This window comes from Actinoallomurus sp. NBC_01490 (genome assembly GCF_036227085.1).
GTDB classification, from domain to species: domain Bacteria; phylum Actinomycetota; class Actinomycetes; order Streptosporangiales; family Streptosporangiaceae; genus Actinoallomurus; species Actinoallomurus oryzae.
The window spans coordinates 8789111-8805745 of record NZ_CP109433.1 but is presented as its reverse complement, the minus strand read 5'-3'; the positions used below and the strand labels follow the sequence as shown (position 1 = coordinate 8805745).

The following is a 16635-nucleotide window of genomic DNA, read 5'->3' as shown; positions in this document are numbered from 1 at the left end:
TGTTGCAGCCGTGGCCCGCAGCCCTGAAAGGATGTCGCTGGATATGGAGCTGAACGGGGAACGCGCGGATCCCTTTCGCGCTTTCTTCGACGGCGACGCGTTGACGCCGGTGGAGCGGGCGCTGTTGACGGCGGCGCTGGACGTCCGCCGCCTGGGCCATGACGCGCCGATTCCGGAGTCTCTGCTGGTGGCCGCCGTCGACGGTTATCTCAGCGAGCGGGTCGCTCTTCCGGTCGTGACCGACGCGGCCGCCGCGCTCGAACGCCTCGGGGCGCTGACGGTGGTGGGTGCGTCGGAGAGTACGGAACGCCGTTACGAGCCCGACCCTGACCTGGACCGGTACGCCCGCGGGCACCGCCAGGAGGTCCTGGGGCCGGCGTCCCTCTGGGACGCCCTGGCCACGCACACCACCGGACCTGAGGACCTGTACCGCCTGGGCAAGGCCGCGCGGAGGCGGGGCCTGTACCGGCACACGGCGATGCTGTGGCGCCGGGCCGTGGAGACGGGGGGCTCCGCCCGCACGGCGCGCGATCTCCTCCGCTTCATCCGCCGGCTCGGCGCGGATGAGGCCCGCGTCGCAGGCCGGTGGCCGGCCGGGCAGGTGGCTCTCGGTAACCCGGCGGACGTCGGCTACCTGTTGGACGCCCTCTGCGAGGCCGGCGCCGAGGAGGCCGTACGCCTGCTGCTGGACCGTGATCCGGCCGGCCGGGTCGACATGGACTGGGCCGCGGGACTGGCGACGCTGCTCGAGGCGCTCAAGAAGGCCGGGGCGGATGACCAGGTGGCGAGGTTGCCGGCGCGCGGCCTGGCCGAGCGTGTGTACCTCGACGACGCTTACTCCGCCGGGTGTCTGCTGAAGGCGTTGCGTGCGGTCGGGGCTTCGGAGGCGATCGCGGCCGTGGCCCGGCGGATGGCCGTCGAGGTTTCCTGTGACAGCACCTGGATGGCGGGCGACCTGCTGGCGGAGCTGCGGAAGGCCGGGGCCTCGGAGGCGGCCGTCGCCGTCGCCGATCGCATGGCCGCGGACGTGGCCCTCGAAATCGGCCACGACGGTCCGCGGCAGGTGCACGAACACGCTGACATCCATTCCCTGCTGTCGGAGATGAGGGCGTGCGGGGCCGAGGGCGCCGCCGAAATCCTCGTCGATCGGATCGTCGCCGACGTCGCCGACGATCCGCGGACCATCTCCGGTCTTCTGGATCTGATCGACCCCGCTTACGCCGATACGTGGTTCGAGCCGATCACGAAGACCGACGACGGCCTGGCGAGGGCCCTGTTCGGCCGGCACGAGCACTACCCGCTCGACGATCCGCGGGCTCTCCGGCGTGTGATGGGGGACATGACGATCGCCAAGGACGACCGCGCGGCGTTGGTGCGGCGGGCCGTCCGCGAGGCGCCTCTGCGAACCCCGAGGCCGTCACGTACCTGCTGGAAGCGGCCGGTCTGTTCGGGGACGACGAGACCGTGGCGGCCCTGCTGGCCCGCGATCCGGCGCGCCGGGTGAGCCTGGACGATCCGGCGGGAGTCGCCGACCTGCTCGCGGCACTGCGCGGCCGCGGAGCCGGCGAGCAGATCGCGGCGCTGCTGGCGCGGGACCCCGCTCGCCAGGTCGCCCTGACGAAGCCGCACGCGGTCGGTCATCTCCTGAAGGAGCTGGCGGAGTGCGGAGCCGACGAGGCCGTCGCCGCGCTGCTGGCCCGGGATCCGGCCGCGCAGGTCGACCTCGATTTCACCTCGTACTCCGGGATCAGCGACCTCATGGCCGCACTGCGGAAGATCGGTGCCAAGGAGGCGCTGACGGCGCTGAGCAGGCGAATCGCCGAACAGCCCATCGGCGACCCGAAGAACTTCGCCTTTCTGCTGAGCTGGCTCCACTACGGGCGCGCCGACCCCCGAGCCGTGAGTGAACTGGTGGCCCGCGACCCGGCCGCCCAGGTCGACCTGGAAGACGCGGACGGACTCTGGTTCCTGCTCTCCAAGCTGAAGCAGATGAGGGAGCGGGTGGCGCTGGCGATCTACAACGACCGCCTGCGCCGGAAACTCGTCGAGCACGACCACGAGACGTTCTCGCGCGTGATGGGGGAGCCCAACTGGTTCGACCACATACTGGAGCCGTTGCTGCCCCGCGACCCCGCCACGCACGTCGCCCTCGACCACGCGCTGGACGTCCACAACCTCTTGATCTCGCTGAACGAACTCAGCGAAGGCGGGCGAAAGCAGGACACGCGCGAGGCGGTCGTGAGACTCGCCGACCGCGCCGCCGCACGGATCGCCCTCGGCCAGCCGGACATCGGCACCCTCCTGCACCGGATGAAGGAACTGGGAGCCGACCGGGCGGCCCGGGTGCTGGGGCGCCGCTTGGCCGACGCCGGCCACGTCTTCGGCGACCGCATCGAGGGTGTGGCCGGTCCGGAGGACGCGGAGCACCTGCGGACGTACGGGCGGCTGCCCGGCGTCGCACCGTCGCCGCCGTGGACCTGGCGAGACCTGGCCGACCGGCCCTGACCCCGGAGCAGGGGACCTGCCCAAGGCGCCAAGCCACTGCTGAGCGGGTACGCGACGCAGGCGCCCGACCATGCCGCGCTGTTCGCCGTCGTCAAGCACTTCCTGCTCACCCAGGCGACCGCCTGCCCGGAACCCGACGACATCCCCGCGGGCTCCCGTCGACCTGACAGAGGAGGATTCAGCGGGTTGCGGCTTGTCCGGCCGGGGCCGTCTGGGCGCCGATCGCGTGCATCAGCATGGGGAAGGACCGGTGCAGGTCCTGCTGCCAGTACTGCCAGGCGTGGTGGCCTGGTCCGTAGAAGTCGGTGGTGACGGGCACGTGCGCCTGCCGCAGTGCGTGGACGAAGTTGAGGGATTCGGCGTAGACCTCGGCTTCGGTGCGGTCGGTGGTCTGCGAGGACCCGTCGTACGGGCCGCCGGGCTGCCCGTTGCCGGACGCGACGAACAGCTTGACCCCGTGCAGGAGATCAGCGTGATCGGTGGGGTCGTTCGCCTTCCAGACGGCGCGCTGAGCGACGGGGTCGCCCCAGAGAGCATTCGGGTAGAGGTACGCGAGCACGCCGTCGGGATCGCTGAGCGGGTCCAGGACGCCGCTGTAGGAGGCGGCGGCGCGGAACAGGCCCGTCTCGGCGTATTTCATCGCTCCGTACCCGCCCATGGACAGGCCGGCGACCGCCCGTCTCGGGCCGGCCCCGAACCCGCGTTCCAGGATCTGGCGTAGCTCGGTGAGATGGAACGTCTCCCAGCGAGGCGAGCCGCCGCTGCCCCCGTTCCACCAGTCGGAGTAGAAGCCGTCGGTGCCGGCCTCGGGCATGACCACGAGTACGTCCGTCCTGGCGGTCAGGCGCTCCACGTCCGTGGAGCGCGTCCAGCTGACGTAACTGTCGCAGCATCCGTGCAGGAGGTAGAGGACCGGCCAGCGCTTGTGCGGACGGGCTTCCGCGTCGGGGGGCAGGAGGAGCCGCACCTGCTCATCGCCCGCCATCGCCGGCGAATCGATGGTCAGGTCGAGCGTGCGCTCGTCGATCCATTGCCGCGCCACGACATGCGCCCCATCGTCAGCGGCGGCGACCCTGGGCGGAGCCGCATGAGGCCTGGTGCCGGCGCTGGCCGGCGTTGCCACCGCGGTCAGGCACGCCAGCGCCGCGGCCATCACCAGACCGGCCAGCCGTGGGGCCGCGCGCCTTCCGTGACCCCGCGCCGACCTCGGCGTTCGGGCTTCCCGACGATCCGCACTCATCCGAGGCCTCCTCGTTCTCCCCGCGCTGACGCGGGCTCGGCGCACCGTTCTCGCCGCCTCGCGTCGACCGGTGCCGCCGTGATCGTCTGCCGCGCCGCACCCCGGGTGAAGCCTTTGACCACATCCAGCCAAGCCCGGTGCTGGACCCAGCCGCCCTGGCCGGCTTTCAGGCCGGAGCGTTCCAACCCAGGCGGCCAAGTGGACGCGGCACGGGTGTCCTTCGTCGGCAATCCGCATATTCGATAGTGTGTTCGAATGTGGCGCGAGAATCGGAGTGGCTTGCGCCGGGCGTCCGCGTCAAGCGCGGCGGGCGGCTCGTGTTCCTGCTGGCGTGGAAGCGTGACAAGTACGGCCGCTGGTGGGGGCATGTTGCCTGGCTGGCCCGCGAGCAGGTCACGTGGCGGGGAGTCGACGTGTGGATGCTCGCCGACGACCTGGAGCGCGTGGACGGTGAGGACTACCGGCGCGTGCCAAGGCGCTTCGCCGACGACTCGCCCTTCTGACTGAGCCGAGCACCGGCCGGTGGGGACCGGCAGAGCTGTTGCTCGCCGTCACGGCCCAGGACTCCCGAAGGTCTTGCAGCGGCGAGTGCGGAGTTTGACCGGACGTCCATCCCTCGCTAATTTACGTTACGTTCCAGTTTCGTTTCGCTAATCGAGGGGGTTGGGCGATGTCGGAGGGGCGCAGGCCCGCGCCGGCGCGCGGCAGGCCTCGGGATGCCGGTCGTGACGTCGCGATCCTTGAGGCGACGCTGCTGGTGCTGACCGAGGTCGGATACGACCGGCTGACGATCGATGCGGTCGCGGCCCGGGCCGGGGTCGGCAAGCCGACGGTCTACCGGCGCTATCCGGGCAAGGCCGCTCTGGTGGCCGCGGCGGTCGAACACCGCGTGCCGGGAACGCCTCCGGCCACCCCGCCGGGCGATCTGCGTGCGGCACTGCTGTTGACCGTGCGGTGGCTGGCCGATCAGATCGCCGAACAGGAGATCGGGCTACTCGGCGCTCTGTTCACCGGCATGCGCAACGACCCCGGCCTCGCCGCGGAGATGCGGCGGATCCTGCGCCGGGATGAAGCGGCGATGACCGAGGCGCCGTTCCGCAGCGCCATCGAGAGCGGTGAGTGGTTGGTGCCCGGTGCGGCCGAGCTGTTCGCCGAGATCGCCCCGGCCGTCATCGTGCACCGGCTCATCTTCGCCGGCCGGCCCTGTGACCGGCCGTTCCTGGAGCACCTCGTCGACGACGTCCTCCTCCCGCTACTCCAAAGGCGATAGCCGCCACCCGCCACACCCGGGCCCGTGGTCCCGGCGCGTGACCGCCGCGGTCCCGTGAGACCACCGACAGGAGAACTGATCATGATCGTCATCACCGGCGCGACCGGCGCGCTCAACGGCGCCACCGTCGAACACCTGCTCAAGCTGGTCCCCGCCGACCAGATCGGCGTCAGCGTGCGCGACGTCGCCAAGGCTCAGCACCTCGCCGACCGCGGCGTACGCGTGCGGCGCGGCTCCTACGACGACCCGGACGCCCTGCGTGACTCGTTCGAAGGCGCCGAGCAGGTGTTGCTGGTCTCCTCCAACGACCCCACCGCCGACGCCGTCGCCCTGCACCGCACCGCCATCGAAGCCGCGGTCGCCGCCGGCGCGCGGCGCATCCTCTACACCAGCCACCAGGCCGCCGGTCTCGACAGCCCGTTCCCGCCCGCAGGCGACCACGCCGCCACCGAAGCGCTCCTCGCCGACACCGGCATCGCCTGGACCTCACTGCGCAACGGCTTCTACGCTCACAGTCTGGACTGGTTCCTCGGCCCCTGGCAGCAGACCGGAACCATCACCGCCCCGGCCGACGGCCCCGTCTCCTGGACCGACCGCGCCGATGCCGCCGAAGCCGCCGCGCTCATCCTCGCGGGAGACCGCTCTTTCGAGGGCCCGATCACCGTCACCGCTCCCGACGCCGTCACGTTCGACGACATCGCCCAGATCGCCTCCACTCTCACCGGCCGCGCCATCGAACGGGTCGTCGTCGACGACGAGCAGTGGATCGCCGACCAGGTTGCAGCGGGCTCCTCGGAGGCCATGGCCCGCATGCTGCTCACCCTCTTCCAGGCCTCCCGCCAGGGCCGCTTCGCCGGAGTCGACCCGCTCCTGGCCGAACTCCTCGGCCGCGCCCCGCGCTCGGTCGCCGACCTGCTCACCGACCGCATCACCGGACGAAGCCACAGCAGCCACTGACCCCCGGGCCGGACGCGACCATCGCCTCGATCGCCCGGCCGCCCAGTGTGAGTAGAGCGACCGGCGACCAGGTGACCACGGAGGTGGTCGAATCGCCCGCGTGAGAGGAGACGGGCCCAGGGGCTTCACCGATTGCGAATCCCACGCCCCTGGGTCGCGTCACCGCCGAGGCCGGAAACCCCCGAGCCCGGGCGTAGCATGCACGAAATGGCGACATGGGCTGATGAGAGCGTCCACCCGTTCCGTATCGACGTCCCCCAGAGAGATCTGGACGATCTCCATGAGCGTCTTGACCGTACCCGCTGGCCGGACGAGTTGCCGGGTGTGGGCTGGTCCTATGGCGTCCCGCGCGACTACCTCAAGGAGCTGGCGCACTACTGGCGGCACGTGTACGACTGGCGGGCCGCGGAGGCCGAGTTGAATCAATGGCCGCAGTACACCACCACGGTCGACGGTGCGAACATCCATTTCGCCCATCTCCGCTCGCCGGAACCGGATGCGACCCCGCTGCTCATGACGCACGGCTGGCCCGGCTCGATCGTCGAGTTCACCGAGGTGGCCGGCCCGCTCACCGACCCACGCGCGCACGGCGGCGACCCGGCTGACGCGTTCCACCTGGTGCTCCCGAGCATCCCCGGGTTCGGTCTGTCCGGACCGACGACGCGACCGGGCTGGGAGTTCAAGCGGGTGGCCGCGGCGTTCGCCGAGCTGATGGCGCGTCTGGGCTACGCACAATACGGAGTACAGGGCGGCGACTGGGGAGCCGTCATCTCCCGCGAGCTCGGCCGTACCCGGCCCGATCGGGTCATCGGTGTCCACCTGAACCTGTTGCCGGATTCCTTCCAGGCCCAAGAACCCGACGCCGAGGAACTGGCGGCGCTGACCCCCAACGAGCGCGAGCGCACGCTGGCCTCCTGGGAACGCCTCAAGGCGTGGAGCCGTGAGCGCCAGGGGTACGCCGACCTCCAGGCCACCCGGCCGCAGACCTTGGCGTACGGCCTGACCGACTCACCGGTGGGTCAGCTGGCCTGGATCGCGGAGAAGTTCAAGGAGTGGACGGACTCCAAAGACCGTCCGGAGGACGCCGTCGACCGCGACCGGATGCTGACGAACGTGATGCTCTACTGGCTGACCGGCACAGCCGGCTCCTCGGCCCGCATCTACTACGAACGGGCACACGCCGACTACTGGGGCACGCCCCCTGAGCCGTCGACGGCGCCGACCGCGCTGGCCGTCTTCCCGCGGGACAATTTCCTCCCGCTGCGGCATATCGCGGACCGCACGAACACCATCGTGCAGTGGAGGGAGTACGAGCAGGGCGGGCATTTCGCAGCGATGGAGCAACCGGAGCTTCTGGTCGGCGACGTCAGGACGTTCTTCCGGAAACTCCGCGAGACCGCGCCCGAGTGATTCGGCGCTCGACGCTGTCGTGCGCCCAGCGCAGGCCGCGCCTCCCGGTGGAGGAGCCGTGGCCTGATGGGAACCGATCTATCCGAGCACCGGGTAGTTGGCGCGGAACACGTTGTGCGGGTCGCGGGCCCGCTTGATCTCCCGCAGCCGCGCGAGCGCGCTGCCGGAGAAGGCCTGGGCCGCCGTCTCACCAGGAGACAGCACGGTGTACGGCTTGCGGCCGCTGATGGAGGCATCCAGGTCGGCCACGACCTCGGCCTGCTTGGCGCGCGTCGCATCGGCCACGTGCGGCAGGCCGAGCCCCACCAGGCTCAGCAGGTACGGCTCGGCCACCGCGCCGCTCGCGCCGCCGCCCGGCTCGGCGAGCGCCCCGCCCAGGTGCCTGATCTGAAGGTTGATGAGTGGTTCGACCGGCTTGGCCAGCAGGAGCTCCACCGCGTCGGCGTCCAGGCCGGTGAGCAGCTCCGCACAGCTGATGAAGGGGGTCGGGTCGGTGGGCTCGGCGGTGATGTCACCCAGGTCGGCGACCGGGACGACGCCGCGGCTGTCGGAGATGGCGTCCTCGATCTTGTCGAGGCGAGCCAGCAGGTCCTGCGCCTGAGCCGCCTCACCCAGGTAGGTCAGATCCAGCGTGACCATCGGCGGCGCGCCGGGTGGCTGAAACCGGTTGATCCAGACACTGAGCTCATGCGGCGCCTCGGCGGTGATCTCCAGGAATGCGTCGTACACCTCTCTGGTCCGGTGCTCGGGCCAGACGACGCGCCCGCCGTACACGGTGGGCACCGGGTACAGCTGGAGTTCGAGGGCGGTCACCATCGCGAAGTCCCCGCCACCGCCGCGCAGCGCCCAGAACAGCTCGGGATCGGACTCGGCGGTCACCCGGCCGGGCTCGCCATCGGCGTCCACGATGTCGATGGCCCGCACGCTGTCGGAGGCGAAGCCGTACTTGCGGCTGAACCAGCCGACCCCACCGCCCAGGGTGTAGCCGGTCACGCCGACCCCCGGCGCGCTGCCCGACAGGCCGGCCAGACCCAGCGGACCGGCCGCCGCCAGCACCTGCCCCCACCTCACGCCCGCGCCCACCCGAGCCACGCGCTCCTCCGCGCGTATCTCCACCTGGTTCAGCAGGCCGGTACGCAGCAGGATCAGGCCTTCCACATCACCAGAGGCGCCATGTCCGCTCGGCTGCGCGGCCACCGTCATGCCCGCCCGCCGCGCGTAACGCACCAGCGCCGCCACGTCGTCGGCGTCCGCGGCCTCCACCACGGCCGCGACCGGCTGCCTGACGGTGAGGTTCCACGCGGTGGCCGCCTGCTCGAAGCCGTCGTCACCGGGCAGGAGCACACGCCCCTTGAGGGCACCGCGCGCATCGTTGATCATCATCGTCGTCCTTTTCGAGTTCTCAGTGCGTGTTCGGGAGGGGTCTTGTCGCAGTTGTCCGAGGGAGCGTGGGCCTTCGCGGGCGGCGGGTCGCCTACCGCCCGGCAGGCCGCCACGATCGTCTTGACCGGGCTTCCGTGACGGTCCGGGGCGTGGTGGGCGACGTGCAGACGTCAGACGGGCTGCGCGGCGGGCGCCGGCGCGACGGCCTCCTGGGCCGTGCCGGTCTCGCGGAGGATCAGCAGGCCCGTGACCGCGATCAGCGCCGAGGTCAGGCCGTGGATGCCGAACGCGGCGGCCATGGAGCCGTGGTGGGCCAAGACGGTGACCATGTCGCCGAACGGGGCGACGGCCACCATCAGCACGACCCAGCCCAGGGAGCGCCGGTGGCCCGTCACCAGCAGGATGCCCATGCCCAGGCCCATCGAGATCTCGCGGGTTCCCTTCACGATGAGGAAGCCGCCGCCGTCACCAGAGGGCCGGCTCGGCAGGCCGAAGCCCGAGGCGGACGTCTCGGGCGTCAGAACGAAGGACACCCCGAGGTAGAAGGTGAACAGGACGACGACGGTGGCCAGGACGGTGTTGAGGTTCTTCAGCGACATGGTTCTTCTCCTTTGGCGTTCAGACGGGTCGGGGGCAGGGCTCAGCCGCGGACGCGGCGAACGCGGCGGATGTGGCGGGCGTAGCGGGGGCGACCGATGACATGCCAGATGACGCGGACCGAGGCGGGAAGGCCGCTGAGCACGATGGCGCGCTCGGCCGGGTCGGCGTCCTCCAGGACGGCGCCGAAGAGCGTGAGCAGGGTGGGCTTGGGGGTGTTGTTCACCAGGTGGTCGCCCAGGGAGGCCCACTCCTGTTCGGTGATGTGCTTGGCCGCGAGCGGGAGGAGGGTGGCCTCCTCGTCGTCGAGGTGGTCCAGCAGGACCGCGCGGTGCTCGGCGAGGGCGGCCACGAGGGTGTCGCGTTCGTCGGCGCCCGCCGTGGCCTCCCAGGCGGGGACGGCGGCGTCCAGCCTGGTCAGGGTGGCCGCGACGCGTTCGTGCTGGGCCTGCATGCGCAGGACGATGTCGGCCTCCAGGTCCACCCGGGAAAGCAGCGGCGGCCACAGCAGCTCGTCCTCGCCCTCATGATGGTTGTGCAGGCCCACGCGGTAGACGCGGAAGTGGTCGGCGATCACCTTGGCGCGCGCGGTGTCGCCCGGGGCGACGGCCGCGACGAGCTCCACCAGCAGCCGTGACTCACGGCGGAGCACGCGGTGGACGATCTCCATATCCCGGGTGTCGACGCTCATCTGTTCCCCGCCTCTGTTGGCTTGCGCCTGGTCGGTTGCGATGTGTTCAGGCTGCTCCCGGGTGTTTGGAGGGGACTTGGAGCTGGCTTGGAACAGTCCACGTACGATGTGGCGGATCATGGTCTTCATCCGGGTGCTGGGCGCGTTCGCGGCCGAGGTGAACGGTGCGGCCGTTCCCCTCGGCGGTCCGCGGCAGCGGGGCGTGCTGGCGTTGCTGGTGGCGGCGCGTGGGCAGGTCGTGCCGGTCGACCGGATGATCGAGGATCTGTGGCGCGGGGAGCCGCCCTCGCGAGCGCTGATGTCCTTGCAGGCGTACGTGTCCAACCTGCGCCGGCTGCTGGAGCCCGGACGTCCGCCACGCACGCCGGCCCGGCTGCTGGTGAGTGCGTCGCCCGGCTATGCGCTGCGGCTGCCGCCGGAGTCGGTGGACGCGTGGCGGTTCGAGGACCTGCTCGACCAGGCCCGTACGGTCACCGACCCGCGCGCCGCCCGGGCTCGGCTCGCCGAGGCGCTGGAGCTGTGGAGAGGGCCGGCGTTCGCCGAGGTCGCCGACGAGCCGTGGGCCGCCGCGGAGACGGCCCGGCTGAACGAGCTGCGCCTGCTCGCCACCGAGCTGCACGTCGCGGCGGGTCTGCGGACCGGCGACCCCGCCGCGGTGGTTCCCCAGGCCGAGCGGCTCACCCGCGACGAGCCGCTGCGCGAGGAGGGCTGGCGGCTGCACGCGCTGGCGCTGTGGAGCAGTGGCCGCCAAGCCGACGCGTTGGCGACGCTCCGCCGCGCCCGCGGCGTCCTCGCCGAGGAGCTCGGGCTCGACCCCGGCCCGGACCTGACGGCGTTGGAGGAGGCGATCCTCACCCAGCGCACCGACGTCCTGCGCGAGACCGTGCCCCCGCCATCGCCGGCAGCACCGCCGGTGCGGCCGGCTCCGATCGTCAAGGCGCCGTTCGTCGGCCGCGAGGCACAGCTGTCGGCACTGGTCACGGCCGCCGCCGAGGCCGCCACCGACGGAACGCGCATCGCCCTTGTCACCGGCGAGGCCGGGCTCGGCAAGTCGACGCTCCTGGAACACCTGGGCAGGCGGCTCGAACAGGACGGCTGGCTGGTCGCCGCCGGCCGCTGCCCCGAGGTCGACAGCGCGCCGCCCGCCTGGGCCTGGACCGAGGCGCTGAGAGCCGTCGCCGCGACCATGCCCCCGGGCGAGTTCGCCGACGACCTCGCGCCGCTGCTCACCGACACCGGACCGGTGAACGCCGACGCCACCGCGGGACGGTTCCGGCTGCGCCAAGCCGTGTGGAAGTGGCTCGCGGCGGTCGCCACGGAACGCCCGGTCGCCGTCGTGCTGGACGATCTGCACTGGGCAGACGCCGCCACGCTGGAGCTGCTCGGCGGCGGCCTCGGCATGCGGGCCCCGATCCTGGTCGTCGCCGCGTACCGCGGGGACGAGAGCGGGCACCTCACCGAAACGCTGGCCTCCCTCGCGCGGGCCAGGCCCCTCCGCCTGGCGCTGCCGGGGCTGAACGACGAGGCCGTCGCGGAGCTCGTTCGGACCGAGTGCGAGGCCGACGAGGAGACCATCGCCGGGATCGCCGAGCGCACCGGCGGCAACCCGTTCTACGTGCGCGAAAGCGCCCGGCTGCTGAACGGCGAAGGTGCGCTGGTCGCCCTCTCCGAGGTCCCCGAAGGCGTACGGGACGTCCTCCGCCGCCGGCTCGCGCGCCTGCCCGAGGGAGGCGTGTCCATACTCCGGCTCGCCGCGGTCGCAGGCCGGGAAAGTTCAGTGGACGTCCTCGTCAAGGCCGCCGACACCGACGAGGACGGCGTGCTGGACGCGCTGGACGCGGGCGTCATCTCCGGGCTCCTCGACGAGCCCGGCCCAGGCATCATCCGCTTCGTCCACGCCCTCGTCAGGGACACGCTCGTCGCCGACCTCAGCCGCCTCCGCGCAGCCCGGATGCACGCCCGGATCGCCGACGCCCTGGAAGGCACCGACGACATCGCGGCGCTGGCCCACCACTACGCGCGCGCCGGCTCGCCGAAGGCCGTCGGCTACTGCGTCCGGGCCGCCGAGCTCGCCGAGGCCCGCTACGCCCACGACGTGGCGGCCTGCCTCCTCACCGACGCCGTCACCAACGCGACCGGACCGGACGAACGCGTCGAACTGCTCGGCAGGCTGCTGCGCGCGCAGATCCGGGCGGGAGCCGTCGCAGCCGCCCGCGAGACACGCCGTGAAGCCGTGGAGTACGCGGAGTCCTTGGGCCGCGACGACCTGATGATCGCCGCGTTCACCGCGTGGACGGAGCCGACCCCCTGGCAGGCCCGTACGTACGGGACGGTGGACCGGCCCGTCGTCGACCGCCTGAGCCGCCTGCTGAAGCGCGAACTGACCCCTTCGGTGCGGTCTCGGCTCCTGACGGCGTACGCGAAAGAGCTGATCGGCGAGGACGACCCGACCGTTCTGGAGGCGGCGCAAGAGGCCCTCGACCTCGCCACCGAACCCCGGCTGCGGGCCGCGGCACTGGAGATCCTGGCCGAAATCCACGGCGACGCCGAGCTCTGCCGGGAACTCGTGAAGATCGGCACCGAGCACGACCTGCCGGTCTACCGCGTCACCGGGCTGCTCAACCATGCCGCCGTCGCCGCCGACGCCAACGACCCGGTGACCATGCACCAGGTGATCACCGAGGCCCTCGACCTCGCGCGCACCTACCGAATGCCCGAGGCGACCGCCGTCGCCGAGATAACGCTGGCGGCCCTGGCGCTCATCGAAGGCCGTTTCGCCGACGCCGAACTCCTCTACATCAAGGCCGACGAGGGCATGCGGCGCGCCGGATCGGTGCACGCTACGGGCTTTCTCCCCCTCGCCCTGGTTACGATCTGGCTGAACGACGGCACGCTCGGCGCGCACCTGGACGACGTGCGCGCCCTCCACGCCGCACTCGGCTCCATGACCTCCGACCTGCTCGCGCTGGCCCTCCACGCCAACGGCATGGACACCGAAGCCCGCGAGGTCCGCGCGTCACCCGGCCCGATCCGCCCCGACTTCTTCTTCACCTTCCTCACGACGTTGCGAGCGATGGCCATCGTCGCCTTGAACGACCGCGACGCCGCCGAGGAGATCTACGCGACGCTGCTTCCGTACCGCGACGGCCCCCCGGCGGGCGCCACGAGCCTGGCGGTGGCGCTGCGCCCGGTCGCCCACACCCTCGGCGAGCTGGCCCTCCTCCTCGGCCGCGACCACCAGGCCGCCGCCCACTTCGCCCAGGCCGCCACCATCGCCGACCAGTGGAACGCACCCCACTGGGCCGCCGAGGCCCGGTCGCGAACGACCACCTAGTCTCTTCCCACACGTGGACTTGGGCGGTCACTCGGTGCGGAGGGCGACGGCGGTCCGGGTGCGAGTCGCCCACCCGGCGGGCAGCAGAGCGCCCGCGGTTGCGATCACCAGTCCGCCCAGGAGCAGCGGGATCACGAGCGGCAGGTCGTACACCGCCACGTCGACGGCCGGAATGTCGGTTCCCGCGGCGCGGCCCATGATCGGAATGACGATGCCGTGGACGGCGACGCCGATGGGAACGCCGACCACACCGGCGATGAGACCGACACCGCTCACGGACGTGATGATCATGGCTGTCGTCTGCCGCGGTGACATGCCGAGCGCCTTGAGAACACCGAGGTCGTGTACTCGTTCGCGGGTGTCGAGGACGGCGGTGTTGAGCACCCCGAGACCGGCGACGGAGAGCAGAAGAACGGTGAGGGCGCCGGCCAGAGCATCCATGGAGACCACGGTGTCGCTGAGCTTGTTGCCGTTCCGGGTCGCCGAGACGCCGAACGGCTCCAGGTCCCGGTTCACCGCCTGGATGTAGTCGTCACGGTTCACGCCCGGCTTCAGGCGGACGTTGAACCGGTACGAGAGAGGGTCCATCTGCGGATGCAGCGCGGCGATCGACGTCCGGTCGAGCACGATGAGCATGCCCTCCTGGCGGACGTCCAGGACTTCCCCCACGATCTTGACGGTCGACGACCGGGATCCGTTGATGAGCGTGATGCCGTCGCCGATGCGGGTGCCGGTCGCATGCAGGAAACCGGACGCCGCGACGACCTCGCCCGCCCCGTGGAACCAGCGTCCCCGGATCATCTGCCATGACGCCCAGGAGGAATCACCCTGGTAGGAGATCACCGTGGTCGAGCCGGCCAGGCCGGCCACCCCGAGATCCGCCTCGGCGCTGTTGAACCACTGCCTGGTGCCCGGCTGCCGGCTGATCGCGGCGTCGACCTTGTCGGTGTTCACGGGCGAGGTCAGGTCGCTGACCACCACGTCACCCGGAGATCGGAGGTTGATGCCGCTCTGAACGCCGTTGAGGGAGAGCGCCAGCCCGATTCCGAACGTGGCGCCGATCGTGCCGATCGCCACGGCGACCGCCATCGTCGCCGAGCGACCGGGACGCGCGAACGGTGTAGCCAGGCCGAGCGTCAGCGGGCGGGGGAGAGGAAGCCGCCCGAGCACCCGTCGGGCCACGCGACCCCGGTCGCCACTCGGCGTGCGACCCACGGCGATGGCCTCGACGGTGCGCAGGTTCCCCGCTCGGCGGGCCGGAGCCCACGCGCCGGCGGCGATGGTGAGAAGGGCCACCGCCGCGACGAGGACGTCCACCCAGGGGGCGATGCCGGCTCGGCCGACGCCGTACACCTCTGCCGTGTCGCCCATCACCGGGATCGCCACGAGGTTTCCCAAGACCAGACCGAGCAGGGTTCCCGCACCACCGGGAATGAGAGCCTGCCCCAGGTAGGCCCGCACCACCTGACCGGGCGTGAATCCGAGCGACTTGAGGATCCCGATGCGACGTGTGCCGGCCGCCACCGCGCCGCCCACGACGATCCCGACGACCAGGATCGACATGACGAGACCGAGGATGCCGAACGCCACGATGAAGGGCGCGAACGTCGCCGAGACACGGGTCGCGGCCAGCCGTACCTTTAGCCAGGACTGCACTCCGACCAGCGACTTTTTGGGTGCCAGGGCGGCGACCGCGGTCCGGTCCGCGTCCAGCTGGGCGTTGGTCGAAGCCTTCTTGAACCGGTAGAGCATCTGGTAGTCCGGCCGGCCGCCGGAGGCGGTGAGCGAGGGAATCGTCGTCCACGGGACCCAGGCATCGGCCGTCTCGCCGGCCGAACGGGCGATGCCGACGACCTTGAACAGCGGGTCGCCCGGCACCCCCGGGAAACGCATGGTGTTGCCCAGGACGAAGGGCTCGTTGTGGGCGCTCATCACGATCTCGCCCGGCTTGGTGGCCCAGCGCCCCTTGGTGAGGGTCAGGTCGTCGACCGGGCCACCGGGTTGACGACCCACGACCGTCAGGTCCGTCAGCCGGATGCCCGGCGGCAGACCCCCGCCGGTGTCCACCGGGGCCGGCTTGACCGACACCAGCGGGTAGGGGCCGGCGGCGGCCGTGACCTGGCGGGCTCGCGCGGTGGCGGACACTTGGGTCGAGGTGGCCTGCGACGAGTCGAAGCGCGCCGACAGGTGGGCTCCGTGCTTCCGGTTGAACGCGTGGTCGAATGGGCCCTCGGACGCGACGATCAGGCCGGCGGCCAGTACGGACGCGGTGACTGCGAGCGTGGCCGTGAGGCACATGACCACGGTCTGGACGCGCCGACGCCCGACGCCCGCGCGCACGATGGTGCCGAGGCCCCCGGTCATCCGGTGACCGTCGCGACGTCTCGGGCGAGCCGGCCGTCCACCAGCTCGATCGTGCGCGTGGCGCAGCTCGCCGCGAGGCCGGTGTCGTGAGTGACCAGAAGGATGGTCTGACCGCGTTCGTTGAGCTCGCGGATGAGCCGGACGACGCCGCCGGCGGATGCACGATCCAGCGCACCGGTCGGCTCGTCGGCCAGGATCAGGGCCGGGCGGTTCATGAGCGCACGGGCCAGAGCGACGCGCTGGCGCTCGCCGCCGGAGAGGCGCCCCGGGAAGGTGCCCCGGTACTGCTCGATGCCGAGGTCGGCCAGCAGTTCGAGGGCGCGCTCGTGGGCCTCGGCCCGGGGCATGCCGGCCAGTTGGGCCGGCAGCAGCACGTTGTCCTGGACGGTCAGGTCGTCCAGCAGGTTGAAGAACTGGAAGACCATGCCGATCGTCGCCCGCCGGTACTCGGCGGAGCCGGTCTCACCGAGCTGGTCGACACGGACGCCGGCCACGGTCACCGTGCCCTCGTCGGGCTCGTCGAGTCCCGCGATCATGTTGAGCAAGGTCGACTTGCCGCTGCCGGAGGGCCCCATCACGGCCAGCGCCTCGCCGCGCCGAACCTCCAGAGTGAGGTCGCTCAGCGCGGGATCCCCGGCCTCATACCGCTTTGTCAGATGACTGATTGAAATGAGGGGGCCGGCCCCCGAGCTGGTCGTCTTCTCCATATCTCGACGCTAGAAGCGGATCACCGGCCGCCGCGTCGTCCGCGATGTGGAACCCCGTCCGAGGTCATCCTCAAGATGTACATCGCTCGGACCGGCCGTGTGGTCACGGCGGGCGATGCGTGCCGGCGGGCACCCCTGCGACACTGTCAAGGTGCACGAAGTCCTTGGCCGATGGAG

The 16635-nt window shown here is 71.5% G+C and carries 13 protein-coding genes; 7 read left to right on the top strand and 6 right to left on the bottom strand.

Features of this window, described 5'->3' with window-relative positions; all coding sequences use genetic code 11:
- Positions 1 to 43 precede the first annotated feature (43 nt).
- Positions 44 to 1504, top strand: a complete 1461-nt coding sequence (locus OG417_RS40590; protein ID WP_329240539.1) for a hypothetical protein — start codon at positions 44 to 46, stop codon at positions 1502 to 1504.
- Positions 1465 to 2505, top strand: a complete 1041-nt coding sequence (locus OG417_RS40585; RefSeq protein WP_329240536.1) for a hypothetical protein — start codon at positions 1465 to 1467, stop codon at positions 2503 to 2505. Before OG417_RS40590 ends, OG417_RS40585 begins: the two co-directional genes overlap by 40 nt.
- Positions 2506 to 2683: 178 nt before the next feature.
- On the opposite strand, the gene OG417_RS40580 is transcribed toward OG417_RS40585, so the two are convergent.
- A complete protein-coding gene (locus OG417_RS40580) occupies positions 2684 to 3547 on the bottom strand; it encodes an alpha/beta hydrolase (protein ID WP_329240533.1) in 864 nt (287 codons plus the stop codon).
- Positions 3548 to 4002: 455 nt separating this feature from the next.
- Here OG417_RS40580 and OG417_RS40575 point away from each other — a divergent pair, with 455 nt between their 5' ends.
- From OG417_RS40575 to OG417_RS40560, 4 genes are all read left to right on the top strand, one after another.
- Complete coding sequence (locus OG417_RS40575) at positions 4003 to 4248, top strand: hypothetical protein (protein WP_329240530.1); 246 nt, start codon at positions 4003 to 4005, stop codon at positions 4246 to 4248.
- 167 nt (positions 4249 to 4415) lie between these two features.
- Entirely contained in the window at positions 4416 to 5015 is a 600-nt protein-coding gene (locus tag OG417_RS40570) for a TetR/AcrR family transcriptional regulator (protein WP_329240527.1), read from the top strand.
- Positions 5016 to 5096: 81 nt separating this feature from the next.
- Positions 5097 to 5972 (top strand): NmrA family NAD(P)-binding protein, encoded by an 876-nt coding sequence (locus tag OG417_RS40565; protein ID WP_329240524.1) that lies wholly within the window; start codon positions 5097 to 5099, stop codon positions 5970 to 5972.
- Positions 5973 to 6179: 207 nt separating this feature from the next.
- Positions 6180 to 7382, top strand: a complete 1203-nt coding sequence (locus tag OG417_RS40560; protein ID WP_329240521.1) for an epoxide hydrolase family protein — start codon at positions 6180 to 6182, stop codon at positions 7380 to 7382.
- Positions 7383 to 7460: 78 nt separating this feature from the next.
- Here OG417_RS40560 and OG417_RS40555 read toward each other — a convergent pair whose 3' ends face one another.
- From OG417_RS40555 to OG417_RS40545, 3 genes are all read right to left on the bottom strand, one after another.
- A complete protein-coding gene (locus OG417_RS40555) occupies positions 7461 to 8765 on the bottom strand; it encodes an FAD-binding oxidoreductase (RefSeq protein ID WP_329240518.1) in 1305 nt (434 codons plus the stop codon).
- A gap of 170 nt (positions 8766 to 8935) precedes the next feature.
- Positions 8936 to 9364, bottom strand: coding sequence for a DUF4267 domain-containing protein (locus OG417_RS40550; protein WP_329240515.1), 429 nt, complete (start codon positions 9362 to 9364; stop codon positions 8936 to 8938).
- A gap of 41 nt (positions 9365 to 9405) precedes the next feature.
- On the bottom strand, positions 9406 to 10053 hold the full coding sequence (locus OG417_RS40545; protein WP_329240512.1) for a hemerythrin domain-containing protein: 648 nt from the start codon (positions 10051 to 10053) through the stop codon (positions 9406 to 9408).
- Positions 10054 to 10171: 118 nt separating this feature from the next.
- Here OG417_RS40545 and OG417_RS40540 point away from each other — a divergent pair, with 118 nt between their 5' ends.
- On the top strand, positions 10172 to 13387 hold the full coding sequence (locus OG417_RS40540) for a BTAD domain-containing putative transcriptional regulator (RefSeq protein ID WP_329240509.1): 3216 nt from the start codon (positions 10172 to 10174) through the stop codon (positions 13385 to 13387).
- A 27-nt stretch (positions 13388 to 13414) separates the two neighbouring features.
- On the opposite strand, the gene OG417_RS40535 is transcribed toward OG417_RS40540, so the two are convergent.
- Complete coding sequence (locus OG417_RS40535) at positions 13415 to 15751, bottom strand: ABC transporter permease (protein WP_329240506.1); 2337 nt, start codon at positions 15749 to 15751, stop codon at positions 13415 to 13417.
- Complete coding sequence (locus tag OG417_RS40530; protein WP_329240503.1) at positions 15748 to 16458, bottom strand: ABC transporter ATP-binding protein; 711 nt, start codon at positions 16456 to 16458, stop codon at positions 15748 to 15750. The genes OG417_RS40535 and OG417_RS40530 overlap by 4 nt, the downstream gene beginning before the upstream one ends.
- Positions 16459 to 16635 lie beyond the last annotated feature (177 nt).